The organism is Marinicella marina (assembly GCF_030065545.1).
In the GTDB taxonomy this organism is placed as follows: Bacteria; Pseudomonadota; Gammaproteobacteria; order Xanthomonadales; family Marinicellaceae; genus Marinicella; species Marinicella marina.
In genome coordinates, this window is sequence record NZ_JASJNC010000002.1 from 425,542 (window position 1) to 442,289 (window position 16,748).

A 16,748-nucleotide genomic window follows, 5' to 3' on the forward strand; every position below is an offset into this window, starting at 1 on the left:
TGGTCTGATTCTGTCATGAGAGATGCACACTAACTGAATTATAGAAAAAGCTATGTCTGAGAATGTAATCGAAGAACAACAAACCCAATTGGAAACCAAAGTAGAAACTTTTGAAGAAAAGTTATGTGAATACTTGGTGGAACAAGGTCGGCTGAAAGATGAAGACCTGCAGCGTGGATTGCGCTTGAACAAAGAAAGCTTTGGGGTCTCATTGGTGCCATTGTTGGTGCGTTTAGGACTGGCCTCAGAAAGGGATGTGGCTTTATCGATTCATGAATTGATGGATTTACCGATGATTTCAGACAAGGATTTACCTGAAACCACCAATGTGGATGTTGAGTTTCCTATTAGGTACATGCGTGAAAGCCAGTTTGTGCCGATTGATGAGAATGAGGAAACATTGACTGTGGTTATGGTTTATCCATACGAGGACTACATCAACAAGGCCATTAAAATGGTGGCTGAAAAAGAATTGGAAATTAAAATTGGTCTGCCATCGGATGTAGAGAATGCGATTGAGCGCTATTACGGTGGTGGCAAATCAGCCATGGGACAATTGGTTGAAGGCCTGTCCAATGAAGACGGTGAAGTTGAAGATGTTGAGCACCTGAAGGATTTGGCCAGTGAAGCGCCAGTCATTAGGCTGGTAAACATGATCATGCAACGTGCGGTTGAGTCAAGGGCCTCTGATATTCACATCGAGCCGTTTGAAAATCGCTTAAAAGTTCGTTACCGTTTGGATGGTGTTTTGCATGAAGTTGAATCACCGCCGGCACGTTCAACCGCGGCCGTAATCAGCCGGATTAAAATCATGGCCAAGCTCAACATTGCGGAGCGTCGCCTACCACAAGATGGTCGCATCATGTTGCGGGTGCAGGGTAAAGAGCTCGATTTGCGGGTATCCACCGTGCCTACTTCATATGGTGAAAGTGTGGTCATGCGTATTTTGGACCGCGAAAGCATTGTCTTCGACTTCAATCAACTGGGTTTCAGAAAACACACATTAGATCCATTTTTAAAAGTGTTGGAAATGCCTCACGGGATATTGTTGGTTACCGGCCCAACGGGCTCGGGTAAAACCACCACTTTGTATACTGCTTTACAAAGACTGAATACCGAAGACCGCAAGATCATTACAGTGGAAGATCCTGTTGAATACCAGCTGACGGGTATCAATCAAATTCAGGCCAAAGCTTCGATTGGTTTAGACTTTTCATCGGCTTTGCGTGCCATCGTTCGACAGGATCCAGACATCATCATGATTGGTGAGATGCGTGACTTAGAAACTGCAAAGATTGCCATTCAATCGGCTTTAACGGGTCACTTGGTATTGTCTACCATTCACACCAATTCAGCCGCTGGTGGCATCACCCGAATGATAGACATGGGTGTGGAAGATTATCTGTTAACCTCAACGGTTAATGGTCTGCTGGCACAGCGATTGGTGCGACGTTTGGACAAGTCAAGTATGGAACAATACCGAGTGATGCCAGAAATGGTTGAGGAATTGAACTTGTCGCGTTTCACCGATGACAAAGAAATTCATTTTTACAGACCTAAACCCTCTGAAGAAAACCCCACAGGATACGGTGGTCGCATGTCTATTCTGGAATGCCTGACCATGACCGAAGAATTACGCCGCATGGTGATGAAAGGTGCAACAGCGGGTGAGCTACAAGTTCAAGCGCAGCATGAGGGAATGCTGACCATGTATGAGGATGGCCTGTTGAAATGTTTGGCAGGCGACACCAGTTTCGAAGAAGTTATCAGGGTCTCACACGAATAATGGCACAGTTTATATACAAAGCAATCACCCCCACCGGCGAGCAGTTGGAAGGTCACTTAGATGCTGCATCGCAGGCTGAGGTGATTGCCAAGATACAGGAAGCTGGTAATATCCCAGTTTCAGCCAAAGAACTCAAACCAGGTTTTTCATGGGAAAACCTGATGGCCAAACGCAGTAAGATCACCCAAAAACAAGTGGGTTTCTTTACCGAACAATTATCTACTTTGTTGAATTCAGGCATGCCATTGGATCGTTCTCTCTCGGTGATGATTGACCTGAGTGATGATGAGCGGGTGCGCAACATGGTCGAGCAAGTCCGCGATAAAGTACGCGGTGGAGGTACCTTATCTGATGCTTTGGAGGATCAGCATGGGGTGTTTTCCACCATGTACACCAACATGGTTCGTGCCGGTGAAATGGGCGGTACATTGGAAGTATCTTTGCAGCGTTTGAGTGATTATTTGAAGAGCTCAAAAGAACTCAGAGACTCTGTGGTCTCAGCAATGATTTACCCAGCCATATTGATGGTCTTGGCGGTGGGTTCTCTGTTTATTTTATTAGCCAAAGTGGTGCCCAAATTCAAACCGTTGTTTGAGGACGCCAACATTGAATTGCCAATGATTACTCAAGTGGTTTTTGCAATGGCAGCATTGGTGCAAAGTTTTTGGTGGGTTTTGGTGATTCTGGGTATTGTGGTGGTCATTTTATTCAAACAAAAACTCAAAGAACCTGAATTTCGCTATAACTGGGATCAACGCATGTTGCGGTTGCCCTTATTTGGTGAATTGATCACCCGAGTAGAAACCGCCAAGTTCACCCGAACTTTAGGCACATTGGCTGACAGTGGTGTGCCATTGTTGACTGGTTTGTCGGTGGCAAAAAAAGTGATTAATAACACAGTGATACTCAAAGCCATCACTGAAGCCACAGAAAAAGTCAAACACGGTGCACCTTTGTCTGATGCGCTGTCCAAAGAAGAGGCCTTTCCTAAATTGGCCCAACAATTACTCAGTGTTGGAGAAGAAACCGGTAATCTTGATGAGATGCTGGTGCGTGCCTCCGATACTTATGATGGTGAAGTAAAAAACACCATCGAGCGTATGTTGTCAGTATTGGTACCAGTGTTGGTACTGATTTTGGCAGGATTTATTTTTACCATTGTGTTCGCCATCCTGATGCCGATGATGAACATGAGCGAACTAGTAGGATAATAGAAATGATGAATAACAAAAGAAAACAACAAGGTTTCAGTTTGATTGAGGTTTTGGTGGTGATGACCATTTTGGCAGTGATATTCGGTTTGGTGGTATCCAACGTAACCGGTGGCCAAGACAAAGCCAAGTACAAACAAGCAGCAATTGAAGTTCAGAAACTGACGCAATCTGTCAGTGAATTTTATCTGGACACAGGTAACATGCCTGACAGTTTGGATGAGTTATACAATGACAATGGCGATTCTATGTGGATGGGCCCTTATGTCAAAGAGAAAGAACTCAAAGATCCTTGGGGCGAACCCTACATGTTTTCCGCCAACTCACAGCATGGCCAGTCATTTGATATTTACTCTTATGGCAAGGACAAAAGCCCAGGTGGTGAAAAACTGGCAGCAGACATTGGTAATTGGCAGTAATTTTAAGTCTCAGTTGAGTGTTTAATGAAGCGTTCTGGTTTTACATTGATCGAAGTGTTGGTGGTGTTGGTGATGCTTGCCGTGTTAGCTGGTACCGTTGCTTTCAACATGTCTGGATCATTGAAAGCCAGTAAAATTCGTGGTGCCAGTAAAGACTTGGTAGCAGCCTTGCGTTACACCCGTTCGCAGGCGGTGGTAAAGCATGAGCAACAGCGTTTGATGATTAACGTCACTGAAAAGTCCTACCAAGCACCGGGCAAACCCAAAGTGGTGTTGCCAGAAGGCATGGAATTAAAAGTTTTTGCGGCTGAATCTGAAGTGCCCTCTGAGGACACTGCCGGTTTCAGGTTCTTTTCAGATGGTTCCTCTACTGGTGGTCGTGTCACCTTGATTTATGATGAGCGTTTCTGGCGCATCAACGTGGCTTGGTTGACTGGTGAAATCAGACTGTTTAAGGACAGTGAAATCTGATGCATCATACCGCACCCAAACAAAATGGTTTTACGCTGATTGAAGTGATTGCATCGTTCACCATCTTGGCCATGACTTTCATGGTGATATTGGAGATTCTTTCTAATTCCAGTACCAACACCATCAAGTCATCTGAACGCACCAAAATTGCTTTGTTGGCACAGAGTAAAATGGACGAGGTAGGGTTGTTGATTCCAGTGGTTGAAACTGCTGATTCTGGTACTTTCAAAGCAGAAGAAGTTGATTGGGATTTGACCATTGAGCCTTTTGATGTGCCTTATGAAGGTAATGTTGAAATGGACTTTGCACCGGTTGAACTGTTCAGGGTGGTGTTGACATTGTCATGGCAGGATGGTTATGACAAGACTCGGTCCATGGATTTTGTGACCTTGAAAGCAATGTCGCCAGATTTTGAAGTACAGGGATTGGGCCAATGAAACCTATGATGCATCAGTCCAAAGGTTTTACCCTGATTGAAGTGATTGTGGTGTTTACCTTGCTCGCCATGATCATGGCGATGATATTTTCTGGTATAGATTCAGGTCGACGAACCGCTGAAAAAGGCGAAAAGAGAATCACCGCCATCAATGAAATGCGTGTCATACAAGGCATCATCAGGCACCAACTTTCGCGTGCCATGGGTCTAGGTGTGGCTGAGTCTGATGAAGGTGAAATGTTGAAGTTCATTGGTGAGGAAAATGCCATAACTTTTGTTTCCCCAATGCCAGGTTACTTGGGTACTGGTGGTCCACACATACAAAAAATTGAACTGGTCAATGACGGTAACGGCAAAGTCTTGCAGTACACCCACGGGTTAATCAGTAATTACGACGGTGAAGATGAAATTTCAGGGTTTGATGACGCTGAGCCGATGGTGTTGCTTGAAAACATCCGTGACGGTGCTTTTGCTTTTGTTGAATTGGATGAAGAAGGTTTACCAACTGATTGGACCAATGAACTTGAAAACCCGTTGGCGATGCCTTTGATGGTGCAGCTGGACTTGGAAATGTTGCCCTCAGCCAAAGAAAAATGGCCCTTGTTACAAGTGGCCATACAATTAGATGGGTCGTCAATTTCCACCCGACGCAGAACCAGTACATTGAACCGCCTGACCAATAATGTCAACAGCCGCACGGGTGATAAGAAATGATGTGCACAATGCGCCACCAACAACAAGGCATTGCATTGGTGCTGGTGCTATGGGTGGCACTGTTGATGACAGTGATTGCTGGCAGTTTTGCGCTTTCTGCGCGTACCGAAAGTTTGCAATCGAGAATTTTGTTCAATGAAACCAAAGCCCGGTTTTTGGCCGAGGCCGGATTGAATCGAGCGGTGTTTGAACTGCGCAACCCAGATCCGGAGACTCGGTGGATTGCAGATGGTCGTGGTCACTTATTTGAACTTGATGGGGCGCAAATTGAAGTCAAGATCACCGATGAATCAGGAAAAATTGATTTGAATCAGGCCAGCGAGGAACTTTTGGTGGGATTGTTTGCCTCATTGGGCATCGATTACGATGAGGCCATTGGTATGGTTGACAAGATCTTGGACTGGAAAGATGCCGATGAAGAAATCCGTTTGGATGGTGCTGAGGATGATGATTATTTTTCTGCTGGCTATTCCCATGGTGCCAAGGATGCGCCTTTTGACACTGTACCGGAATTGATACAGGTGATGGGCATAGATTATGAAACCTATCGTAAAATTGAGCCAGCATTAACCGTGTATTCAGGCCGGAAAAATGTTAATTTAGCTTTCGCGCCACGCGAAGTTTTGATGGCCATAGACGGCGTTACTGGTGAAATGGCTGACATGTTTATCGAAGACCGCCAGGCCATAGAGGATGTGAATGCGGCGCTGCCTATTTTGGCTGAGGGCTATTCCGGCCAATTCAGGGGTGGAGGAACCACATTCAGTATCGTCAGCAAGGCCACTTTGCCAAATAATCAATATGCTGAGATTGATGCCACCATTCGCATGGGTGGTAACTTACAAGGGCGACCATTTAGGGTGGTGCGCTGGAGAGACAACGAACACAAATGATGACTACTTTAGAAAAAATAACTGATCCCATCTCACAATGGTATCAAGGATCTGGTATCCATGCTTTTATGACTTGGTGGACCGGTGAATTGAAGGCCATGGTGCCCAGTCAGTACCGCAATAACTTATTTCCTGATTCGGTTGCTGTCTATGTTACCGAAGCTGAATCTGAAGAAGATGAGGTTTCTTTCTGGCAACAAGATGATGGCCAAATACAAGAACTGCAGCTGGATGATGCTGCTGCAGAGAAATCTTGGTGGCACCAATTGAGTCATTACTTGGGCACAGTGGAAAAGGACACCACATTGACTTACTTGATGGATGATTCGAATGTGTTGGTTAGGAATGTGGCCATGCCAGTGGCTGTCATCAATGACATCGAATCGGTGCTTACTTTTGAGCTGGATAAATATTTACCGTTCAAAGCCGATGAAGTTGAGTTTGCCTACAGCAAGGGAGAAGTGGTTGAGGGCAGTGAAAAATTTCCCATCACCCTCACTGCTATTAAAAAGCCCCTGTTAAATCGTGTGATTCAATCGTTTGAGACCAAAGGCTTGCAGTTGACTGGCATCGATGTGAATGTCGGTAGTCATGATAACCCGCAGTCCTTAGGGGTTAATTTGATGCCCAAGGCCATGCGTAAACAAAAAGACTGGACCAAAATCAAATGGAATGTCGGTTTGCTGGCATTGGCTATTTTGTTGCTGTGGTTCGTGATGTTCACTTCATTGGATAACAAGCAAGCAAAAATTGCCTCCTTAGAGGATCAAGTCGCTGAATTAAAAAAAGATGCGCGTCGTGCCAAGCTGATTGAAAATGAACTGAACGCATCAATTGAAGCGGCTAATTTCTTGGGCAATTTGAAAAAAGATACGCCAAGTCGACTGTTGATGTTCAAAGAATTAACACAAAAAATTCCAATGAACACCTTCCTGACTCGCATCATGATAGACCAAGAAAGGCTGGAAGTGGTGGGTGAATCTGACAATGCCAACGCGCTGGTGCCTATTTTGAACCAATCTTCATTGTGGTATGAGCCCAGGATCATTGGAAATGTCACTCAAGGTCGAACCGGTAAAGAGAAATTCACCATCAGGTCCGAATTCAAACCAGCCGAGGAACTGGAGGTGAATGATGAATCTTGATCCGAGAATCAGTCGCTGGTCGGCTTTGATGGTGTTGGTGTTATCTATGGTGGTTGTTTATTTTTTGTTTTTTCACTGGTTTTTTGTTGCTCATGCTGGACTCAATGAAGAAATTGAATCGTTGAACGAATCAAGACAACAATTCATCAATGAGGCAGCAAAAACGCCGGAGTTGCGGAATAAATTACAGGAAGTCAGGGCTCAAGTGGGTTCGAACAATGAATTCCTGCAGGCAGATTCAAAAAATTTGGGCAATGCCGAGATTACATCGATATTCAAAAACATGGTCAACCAACAAACTGATCAAACGGCTGAGTGTCAAATTGTCAGCCAATCGCCCACCCAGGATCGCGAACCGCAACAATTTGAAAAAATTACCTTGCGTGTTAGAATGCGCTGCCAGTATGAAATCTTTGCCAAAATAGTTGAAATGATAGAGGAGAACACGCCGTCATTGTTTATCAATGATTTGCGAGTTGAGACCAGAAATGTCAACAGGTACCGCAAAAACGCCCAACAAGCCAGTGCGCCGATGAATTTGGAGATTCGCTTTGATTTGTTTGCATACCTTAAAAACCCAATAGAGCCAGACGATGAAAAATAATATATTTGCCAATGGTTTGATGGTGTTGATTGGTCTGTTGATGTTGCTTTCAGCTTTGCAGTTATTTGGTTGGGGGCGTGGCATTCAATCATTGGAGCCCGAACCTTTCGATCCCAATGTCTTGGCTCAGCTAGAAGTGGGTGATGATGCTGCATTGGCGCAAATTGACAACAAAACTTTGGACCAAATCACAGATGCGCCGCTATTCAGCATGGATCGCAAGCCGTTCGAGCCGCTCGAAAATCCAATTGATGATCCTGGTGTGACCAATGTTGCAGAGCCAGAGCCTTTAAAAGCGAGGGTTACCAGCATCATCATCACCCCTGAAAACAGCTATGCCATGGTTTTTGATGAATTGAGTAATGCCAATGTCACGTTAAAACAGGGCATGCCGCTACCAGGTGAACAAGGTTTGTGGTTGCTGGATACAATCAATCCGCGCGCTGTGACTTTTGTTGCTGATGGTGAAGAGCCTGTAGAGCTGAGTTTAGAAGTGTTTGATGGCCAATTGAATGCTGCTGTAGGCAACAACAAAAACCGCAACAGAAATAAGGCGGCCAACAACCGCAATAATGACGCCAATAAAGACCAACCGAAGAAAAACAGTGCCGAAGAAATCAGACGCAAAATAGCAGAACGTCGAGCACAAATGAGGGCAAATGCCGCCAAAGGAAAAGAAGAATGATAAAAACCATAAATAAACGATATTTAACTGTGTTGTTCGCTGTGCTAGCGACAGGGTGTGCCACCCAACAAAAAGACCTCAGAAAAGAATTGGACAACTCCAACTATTTAGAAGGCGTAGAATCAATCGTGTATTCGGGTGAAGTGTTTAATGACGGCAGTGTCAACGCCACCGAGCGTGAAGTGGCTGAATACTATCCGGGCACCGGTGAGTTCATCAATTTTGATGCCGCATCAAGGACCCGCACGCCGATGTCTGAAGAAGGCGAGGTCACTTTTAATTTTGAAGGTGAGTCACTGCAGGCGGTGGTCCATTTCATCTTGGGTGAGGTGTTGAAAGAAAATTACGTCATTGCCCCAGGTGTGAGCGGTAAAGTAACCTTTGCCACGGCCAAGCCTGTTTCTAAAAAACAAATCGTACCCATTTTGGAAATGATGTTAAGTTGGAATAAGGCAGCACTGGTGCGGGTCGATGACCGCTATCACGTGTTACCAGAAGGTCAGGCCATCAAAGGTTTGTTGACTCCCAGGCTCAGCAAAAACGCAGACGGCGGTGGTTATCAGGTCTTGGCGGTGCCTTTGACCTACGTATCGCCAACTGAGATGGAAAAAATTCTTGAGCCTTATGCCAAAGCTGGTGCGGTGGTGAAAGCCGATAATGCCAGAAACATCTTGTTCCTATCTGGTACCAACAGTGAATTAACCAACTATTTAGATACCATTGAAATTTTTGATGTTGATTGGCTTTCAGGCATGTCAACAGGCATTTTTTACCTGAAACAAGTTGAATCAACGGATATTTTAACTGAACTGGAAGCGCTATTTGGTGAAGGCGCAGATAACCCGCTGGCTGGCATGTTCCGATTTTTGCCTTTAGAAAGGTTAAATGCCATTATGGTTATCACGCCACAAGAAGATTACTTGCACCAAGCGAAAAAATGGATTGACCGTTTAGATCGTGCTGATTCAGACGGCGCCTCTAATTTATATGTATACAGTGTCAAAAACATCAAAGCCGATGATCTGGCAGCTTATCTCAATGACGTGTTTGGCGGCACCAGTGGCTCCAGTTCTTCCAGAAAAGCCAGTGGCGGTTCTGTGGTCCCTGGGCAAACTGGCAAAGAGGTCAGTTCATCGGGTGCCAGTAACACCAACACCAATCGCCGCAGAACCAGTAATAACTCAAGCGGTTCGGGTATCAACGACATCTTTATATCTGCCATCGAAGATTCCAATCAATTGTTGATTAAGGCGGGTGTGGTGGATTATGAAAAGATTTTATCGGCCATTGAGCGATTGGATATTGAGCCGCTACAAGTATTGGTGGAACTGAAAATCATCGAGATCACATTGAATGATGCTGTTTCTTACGGCATGGAGTTATTGTTTGGAGACGAAATAGCCACGACACCTGTGGTCACACCAGACCCTGAGACTAAAAGCTGGCCATATAATTTCAGCACTTCAGGCTCAACTGTTGGTAGTGGTGGTATATCCTACCGCTTTCTGGGCACCGAAGCCGAGGCGCGATTAGACGCACTGGAAAGTGAAAACAGGGTGGCCGTTTTATCCAGTCCATCGCTGCTGGTTTTGAATAACAAAAATGCCACCATCAACGTCGGTGATCAAATTCCCATCACCAATGTCGGATCGGTTGGTAGTGGTAACGTGAACAACGGCACCATTTCCAATACTCGGTATATCCAAACTGGTGTACAGGTTGATATCACACCACGGGTTAATCCGGGCGGGTTGGTTTATATGGAAGTCAGCCAAGACGTCAGTACACCGGGTGCACCTGATGCCAATGGTCAAAGACCGATTGCATCGCGACAATTAAATACAGAAATCGCCGTACAAAGTGGTAATACCATTGTTATGGGTGGATTAATCAGTGAAAATGACGGCTTCAATCGTTCCGGTGTTCCAGGCTTGAGTCGCATCCCATTTTTGGGTGGCGTTTTTGGTAGAAAGTCAAAATCGACAGACCGGACAGAATTAATGTTGCTGATCACCCCAACTGTAATTGAGAACCCTGAACAAGCCCGGCAACTAACCACTGAGTATGCAAAAAAATTCAGAGGCCTGAAGCCACTTAATGTAAAAGACGATGAAACCAACAATGAGAATGAAAATGATTAAACTATTAGGGATTGCCGCGCTATCCATGCTGTTGTTAACTGGCTGCCAAACTAATGAAGATTTAGAAACCAGCGTCAACAATCGATGGGCTGCCATCATCAGCAATGATTTGGAAGGTGCATACAGCTATTTTTCGCCTGGTTACAAAGAAATTGAGAACTTACAAAGCTTTCAAGTGAGGATGGCCACCGCCATGATAAACATGAAATGGACTGCTGCTAAATACAAAACATCAAACTGTGAATCTGAGTCAGTTTGCAATGTTTCAGTTGAAGTTGATTACACCTATACTTTCCCTCGCCGAAGTTTTGGCAAGACCGAAGCAAAAACCACGGTTTATGAGAATTGGATCAAGATTGATGGTGCTTGGAGGCATGTGCCGAAGAGCGAAGATATTAAGTGAAATCAAGCGATTTGATAGGAAGATTAATATAAAAAAGTACTTGTTTATCTGTTGCAGATAATTTATCATTCACGTTGCTATCTTGTATAGCTTCGTTCATATGAGCGGGGATATTTATATATAGCCCTGATATTTTTATTAAATTTGGAGTTAGAAATGAAAAAAAACAAACTAACTATGGGTGTTGTTGCTGGTTTAGCAGGCGTTGCTGGTTTAGCAAATGCTGCACAGCACATCAACCCAGAAGGTACTGGTGAGGTACTGATTTATCCTTACTACACAGTAAGCAATGGCTTAAACACTTTGTACTCAGTTGTTAACACAACTGCTGATGCAAAAGCTGTTAAAGTACGTTTCTTAGAAGGTGAGAACTCTGTTGAGGTTCTCGATTTCAACGTTTACTTGTCTGCTTTTGACGTTTGGACTGGTGCTTTGACTCCAGTATTGAACGCTGACGGCGCTGTTGTAAACGGTAATCACTCAACTGGAGACACTTCTTGTGCTCCTTACTTGCCAAAAGCAAGCCAAGACTTCTTGCCTTTCGCTATCCAAGAAACTGATCCTTTGTCAGTTGCTGCTGGAAATGCTTCTTTGGCAGACAGAGCTGTTGAAGGTCACTTCGAAGTATTAGAAATGGGTTCATTCTCAGCTGGTACTGTTTCATACGCTTCTTCTGATCACGGTGAAACTGGTGTTCCAGCTAACTGTGGTTTCTTCGCTGACGCTTGGTTAGACGAAACTTATAACGAAGACGTAACTGAGCCAACTGAAGGCGGTTTATTCGGTTCTGCAGTATTGGTTAACGTTGCTGAAGGCGTTGCCATGACTTATGACGCGATTGCTGTTGATGATTTCTGGTTGAACGGTGCTGGTCAGCACACTGCTCCAGGTAACTTGGCACCTTCTATCGCTTCTGGTGATACTAACATCGCTATCTTCGACGAAGGTGTTGGTGTTAACTTGACTTACCCTAATGGCGCACAAGCTATTTCTGGTTTGTTCACTAAGCAAGAAATCTACAACGAGTACGCTTTAGATTCAATCGTTGCTGGTAAAACTGAGTGGGTTGTTACATTCCCAACTAAAAACCCACACGTAAATACTTTGGGTGCGGTTCCAGTTATTCCTCCATTCGATACTTTCTGGAATGGTGTTAACTCTTGTCACGAATTCGGCATCACTATGTGGGACCGTGAAGAGCAAGAAGAAACTCCAGCTGGCGGTGTGATTTCTCCACGTCCTCCTGAAGGTGAGAACCCAGAGTTCTGTTATGAGTCAAACGTATTAAGATTCTTACGTCCTAATGCTGACGCTTCAGCTGCTAGCATCTTTGGTTCTACTAACTTAGTTACTGTTAGAACTCCTGCTACACCTGTTGCAACTGAAAATGGTTGGGCACGTGTATCTTTTGATGCTTACACAGACGCTTTAGGCTACACTGGTTTACCAGTAGCTGGTTTCTCAGCACAACAATTCACTAATGCGGGTGCCGCAGAAGGTTTGTTGGCTCAGTACGCTGGCTTGTTCGTACATAAAGGTTTGATTTCATCTGCGCCATAAGCACAGATTGAAATAATTCTTTTTAAAGAACTGAAAAGGCAAGATTTATCTTGCCTTTTTTTTTGAATAAAATATTAACAAGCTCTGATGTATAATCCGAGTTTTAAACCTAATTAGAGAACGAAATGAGAAAACGGTCAATTCTAATCATCACACTGCTCTTCAGTTTTACTGTTGGTGCAGAGAAATTAATCTTCAGTAACAATGACGAAGAAGTCAACATCACCGGTGATGTGGTTATTGACAACCAAAGTGGTGATGTCACAGTCACTACTGAAAATGGATCATTTTTAATTGTTCCAGAAAACCAACCTGTTATTCTGGGGTTTTTCCCAGATGAATATGACATCACCATAGGCGAATCTGTGGGAGTCAGCTGGGTCGTTGCCAATGCCGATACTTGTAATGCCAGTACGGTTGGTAACAATTCAACTTGGGAAGGCAATAGGACTGCCACTGATGGTAAGAACCCGCCTTCACCCGAAGTTGTTCTATTTGATAATTTACCAGCTACCTTACAGCTTGAATGTAGTAATGGTTTAAGTAGTGTGACAGAGTCTTTCACTATCAGCGAACAGCAAGGAGTGATTTCAACCGATCCTTCTATTGATTCATTCACAGTTAATGGTTCTTCTGCCACTTCAGTGGTGGTAACTGGGCCAGGTGCCACAGCAACTATCGCATGGAGTGCTTCAGATGTATCTACATGTGCAGCCAGCTCAAACCCAACATTATTAGGGTGGAACAGTGCTTCAATAGGTACAAATGGAACAACATCACCTTTATCAATCACAGAAACCACAACTGTTTCGTTGGATTGTGATAATTTGCCGGTTCAAACTCGAACCATTATTTTCCAAACACAAGTAGATCCAGCCTGTGCTTCTACAGTGTTGCCAAATAATTTAACAGAAGGTCCAGTTCAGACAGATTACACACTTTTGAATGATGGTTTTCCATTTGGTACCAATGATGACACCAACGCCATTGCTGATTTTAACGTCACCCAGTATATGGAAATTTCAGGATTCAGTACATCACAAACAAATTTCAGAAGAAAGCTTCAGTTCTTCCCAACACCATCTAACTTTAATAGTCCATTTGCGACCACTATGAGTATCAGTCGTTGCCCTGGAGACTTTAATCCATCTACTGCTATTTGTACCAGATTGTTCGTGACCACACAATTTCCACAAGTAAGGATCTCAACCAATCCAAGTGATGACCCTAACACCTTCTGTGTGATTCAGCCGGGCCAATCATATTATTTGAACTTCTTGCATGACAATGATCCATTTGATCAAACTCCTGGCAGATGTGGCTTCCAAACTGACAGCAGATGTGCCGTATTTTTCAATGAATTAGAAGATCAGTAATTATGATAAAAGCTTTATTTTGGTTGATTCTTAGTCTACAACCAGAACAAACCATACTGGAACAGGGTTCTTCCTCTGTTCCAGTTTCTGATTTAGACGCTTATGTTTTATCATTAAGCCCTGAGAGCCGTCCTGGCTTCATCAATGACAAGATGCAGATTGAAAAAAACATCATCACCATGCTCAACCTCAACATCGTTCATGATTATATCAATGAACAAGGTCTTGATACGCATGAGGGATTTAACAAGATTCCTGACTTGGTTAATCAGACGGTTGATGAAATGGCCGATGATTATGATGAAGCCTTTTTCGTTAAGCTTGGGCTTGATAAAAGTGACACTTTAGAGAAACTCAAAGCATTCATTATCAAAAAAGAATATTTTGCCAGAATGCCTACGTATCTGCAGTCTGAACTTGAAAAAGGAGCGATTGATCAATTGGTGAGTGAATACTTCATGCTAAATTTGAAGGAATGGACCGTACCTGAAAAACGAGACCTTTCACTGATAAAGATCAATGAACAAAAATTCACAGTTGAAGAATTGAAAGCAATACTTATTGATTTGATTAGTAATGACAGTTTTGATTATTTCAGTGATATTGCACCTGAAATTTCAGATGATGATTCAGTAAAGTACAATCAAGGTCACTTGAAAGAATTTAGGGCGGTAGACTTAGACTTCCCGTTCACTGATGAAATCTTTGAAGCAAATATCAATTCAACCATACCAAAACTATTCAAACACGAAGGTTATTTCTACTTGATAAGGGTTAATGCGAAAATAGATGAGGTGAAACCAAAACTTGAGGATTACAGTGATCAAATCAAGGCTGATTTATTGCCACAGATTGTAGAGAAAAAACTACAGAATATCATCAATACACAAGCAAAAAACAAAGTTAATATGGACCCTGAAGTGATGGCACAGGTTTTTGAAAGGTATAATCCGCTGTTGACTGAAGAGTAAATGTTTAAGTTTTTTCTGAAGAAAGAGGTAACAGACCGTTACCTTGGTAATTCTTCTGCGATAGTATGGATCATTTTCCATCCGTTGATTACACTTTTGATTTATAACCTGGTATTTGGTGTTTTGTTTAAGGCCAGGGTGCCTGATCTGCCAGCCAATGCATTCATTACCTATTTAGCGGTTGGTTTGTGGCCTTGGATGGCTTTTTCTGAGTCTGTACTTGGTTCCATCAATGCTGTGGTCAACAGAAAGGATTTATTAGGCAAAGTTAAAATAGATCTCAGGCATGTAGTTACTGCAGGAACCACAGCAAACTTCTTGCTACATGGGATTGGCTTTTTAGCCATCCTTATTTTGTTGGCGATAATGGATCGGTTGACATTGAGTATCAACCTTTGGTTATTGTTTGTGCCCTTATTGGTTTTGTATGTTTTGGCCATTGCTCTGAGTTTATTGTTTGCTGCTTTTTATGTGTTCTACCGCGACCTCAAGCAAATTGTGTCAGCACTTCTGCCCCTGTTATTCTTTTGTACCCCAATCATTTATTCTTGGACATTAATTCCAGAATCTGCTCAACCTTATTTTTCAATCAATCCTCTGTTACCGATTTTTAATTTTATTCATGATGTTACTTTTGGTTTGAATGAATTGGGTTGGTTGAGCTTGTTCAAAATATTTGTTTTATCGATTCTGTTATTACTCATAAGTAACTGGTTCTTTAAAAAACTAGCGCCTCGATTTGATGATTTTGCCTGAGGACTCCTCAATGAGTTTGATTAAGATTGAGAACATCAATAAATTCTACCCGCATGTAGCTACCAACCAACAACGGGTTAGGGGCATGCTTAAAATACTGCTTAATAAAAACGATGACAGCGGTAAACACATCTTAAAAGACATTTCATTTTCGGTAAACAAAGGTGAGTCACTGGCCATCATTGGTAAAAATGGTGCCGGTAAAAGTACTTTATTAAAAATTATTTCAAGTGTTATTCAGCCGACTTCTGGTCGGTTTGAAATTAACGGTACTGTGGGAGCTTTACTGGAGTTGGGTTCTGGGTTTGACCCTGAATATACAGGTATTGAGAATCTGCGCATGTCAGCCGCTCTGTATGGTTTACAAGGTGATGATGCCGATGAAAGAATAAATAACATGATTAAGTTTGCCAACATCGGTGAATACATCAATGAGCCAGTGAAAAACTATTCATCAGGCATGGTTGTTAGATTGGGTTTTTCGGTTATCACGCAAACCAAACCTGATTTGTTGATAACTGATGAAGTGCTTGCGGTTGGAGATCACAGTTTTCAATTAAAATGCCTTACTTGGATTGATCAATACTTAAAAAATGGTGGTACCTTACTGTTGGTGTCACACAGTGTTTACCATGTGCAAAAACTCTGCGCCAAAGCACTGTGGTTAGAGCAAGGTGTGATGAAAGGCTATGGTGATGTGTTTGAAGTGACTCAAGCCTATCAAGCTTCAATTACCGATCACAACAGCATGCCTTCAGGAGATCAAGTCAATCGTGCCACTTACCACATCCATGACTTCATCATCAGACACCAAGGTCAAGTGAGTTATGAATTTCCATTTAACAGCGACATTGATATAGAAGTTCAAGTATATACGCCAGATGATAAAATTCCTGGTATTTGTTTTGGGATTGCTACACATGATGATCAGCCGGTTTATGGTACTTATTCAGAACTGTTTAAAACCAAGCCAACAATCGATGAAAATGGCATGATTACCTATCGTTTGAAATTGCCTGGACTCAAGCTGATGCCGGGTATGTATGAATTTAAGTTTCACACCATGACACCTGACAACATACAAATGATTGATACGTTTAAAAAATTAGTCAAAGTCAAAGGACAAAGTCGTGAACATGGTGTCTATCAAATAACAACTGATTGGAAGTAAGTTGAC

The 16,748-nt window shown here is 43.0% G+C and carries 17 protein-coding genes; all 17 read left to right on the plus strand.

The features are described from left to right. The first annotated feature begins 52 nt into the window (after positions 1–52). Positions 53–1,786 carry a type II secretion system ATPase GspE gene (gene gspE, locus QNI24_RS04555; RefSeq protein ID WP_267175102.1) on the plus strand — a complete coding sequence of 578 codons (1,734 nt, stop codon included), beginning with the start codon at positions 53–55 and terminating at the stop codon, positions 1,784–1,786. Continuing rightward, positions 1,786–2,997 (plus strand): type II secretion system F family protein, encoded by a 1,212-nt coding sequence (locus QNI24_RS04560; RefSeq protein WP_267175103.1) that lies wholly within the window; start codon positions 1,786–1,788, stop codon positions 2,995–2,997. Before gspE ends, QNI24_RS04560 begins: the two co-directional genes overlap by 1 nt. A 5-nt stretch (positions 2,998–3,002) precedes the next feature. Further along, positions 3,003–3,416: a type II secretion system major pseudopilin GspG gene (gene gspG, locus QNI24_RS04565; protein WP_267175104.1), complete on the plus strand. Its 414-nt coding sequence runs from the start codon at positions 3,003–3,005 to the stop codon at positions 3,414–3,416. A 24-nt stretch (positions 3,417–3,440) separates the two neighbouring features. Beyond that, positions 3,441–3,887: a GspH/FimT family protein gene (locus tag QNI24_RS04570; RefSeq protein ID WP_267175105.1), complete on the plus strand. Its 447-nt coding sequence runs from the start codon at positions 3,441–3,443 to the stop codon at positions 3,885–3,887. Further along, a complete protein-coding gene (locus QNI24_RS04575; protein ID WP_267175106.1) occupies positions 3,887–4,324 on the plus strand; it encodes a type IV pilus modification PilV family protein in 438 nt (145 codons plus the stop codon). Before QNI24_RS04570 ends, QNI24_RS04575 begins: the two co-directional genes overlap by 1 nt. Next, positions 4,321–5,037: a prepilin-type N-terminal cleavage/methylation domain-containing protein gene (locus QNI24_RS04580; RefSeq protein WP_267175107.1), complete on the plus strand. Its 717-nt coding sequence runs from the start codon at positions 4,321–4,323 to the stop codon at positions 5,035–5,037. Before QNI24_RS04575 ends, QNI24_RS04580 begins: the two co-directional genes overlap by 4 nt. Beyond that, positions 5,034–5,930 (plus strand): type II secretion system minor pseudopilin, encoded by an 897-nt coding sequence (locus QNI24_RS04585; protein ID WP_283708507.1) that lies wholly within the window; start codon positions 5,034–5,036, stop codon positions 5,928–5,930. The genes QNI24_RS04580 and QNI24_RS04585 overlap by 4 nt, the downstream gene beginning before the upstream one ends. After that, positions 5,927–7,075, plus strand: coding sequence for a PilN domain-containing protein (locus QNI24_RS04590; RefSeq protein ID WP_267175109.1), 1,149 nt, complete (start codon positions 5,927–5,929; stop codon positions 7,073–7,075). The genes QNI24_RS04585 and QNI24_RS04590 overlap by 4 nt, the downstream gene beginning before the upstream one ends. Then, positions 7,065–7,679: a type II secretion system protein GspM gene (gspM, locus tag QNI24_RS04595; protein ID WP_283708508.1), complete on the plus strand. Its 615-nt coding sequence runs from the start codon at positions 7,065–7,067 to the stop codon at positions 7,677–7,679. Before QNI24_RS04590 ends, gspM begins: the two co-directional genes overlap by 11 nt. Beyond that, on the plus strand, positions 7,669–8,364 hold the full coding sequence (locus QNI24_RS04600; RefSeq protein WP_267175111.1) for a hypothetical protein: 696 nt from the start codon (positions 7,669–7,671) through the stop codon (positions 8,362–8,364). The genes gspM and QNI24_RS04600 overlap by 11 nt, the downstream gene beginning before the upstream one ends. After that, positions 8,361–10,505 (plus strand): type II secretion system secretin GspD, encoded by a 2,145-nt coding sequence (gene gspD, locus QNI24_RS04605; protein ID WP_267175112.1) that lies wholly within the window; start codon positions 8,361–8,363, stop codon positions 10,503–10,505. Before QNI24_RS04600 ends, gspD begins: the two co-directional genes overlap by 4 nt. After that, the gene (locus tag QNI24_RS04610; RefSeq protein ID WP_267175113.1) at positions 10,498–10,908 is read left to right on the plus strand and encodes a hypothetical protein; all 411 of its coding nucleotides are present in this window, start codon (positions 10,498–10,500) and stop codon (positions 10,906–10,908) included. The genes gspD and QNI24_RS04610 overlap by 8 nt, the downstream gene beginning before the upstream one ends. A gap of 177 nt (positions 10,909–11,085) precedes the next feature. Continuing rightward, on the plus strand, positions 11,086–12,468 hold the full coding sequence (locus QNI24_RS04615; protein WP_283708509.1) for a hypothetical protein: 1,383 nt from the start codon (positions 11,086–11,088) through the stop codon (positions 12,466–12,468). Between the two features lie 125 nt (positions 12,469–12,593). Then, entirely contained in the window at positions 12,594–13,844 is a 1,251-nt protein-coding gene (locus QNI24_RS04620; RefSeq protein ID WP_267175115.1) for a hypothetical protein, read from the plus strand. Positions 13,845–13,846: 2 nt separating this feature from the next. Beyond that, complete coding sequence (locus QNI24_RS04625) at positions 13,847–14,815, plus strand: peptidylprolyl isomerase (protein WP_267175116.1); 969 nt, start codon at positions 13,847–13,849, stop codon at positions 14,813–14,815. After that, positions 14,816–15,571 (plus strand): ABC transporter permease, encoded by a 756-nt coding sequence (locus tag QNI24_RS04630; RefSeq protein ID WP_267175117.1) that lies wholly within the window; start codon positions 14,816–14,818, stop codon positions 15,569–15,571. It begins immediately after the preceding gene. Between the two features lie 10 nt (positions 15,572–15,581). Further along, the gene (locus tag QNI24_RS04635; RefSeq protein ID WP_267175118.1) at positions 15,582–16,742 is read left to right on the plus strand and encodes an ABC transporter ATP-binding protein; all 1,161 of its coding nucleotides are present in this window, start codon (positions 15,582–15,584) and stop codon (positions 16,740–16,742) included. Positions 16,743–16,748 lie beyond the last annotated feature (6 nt).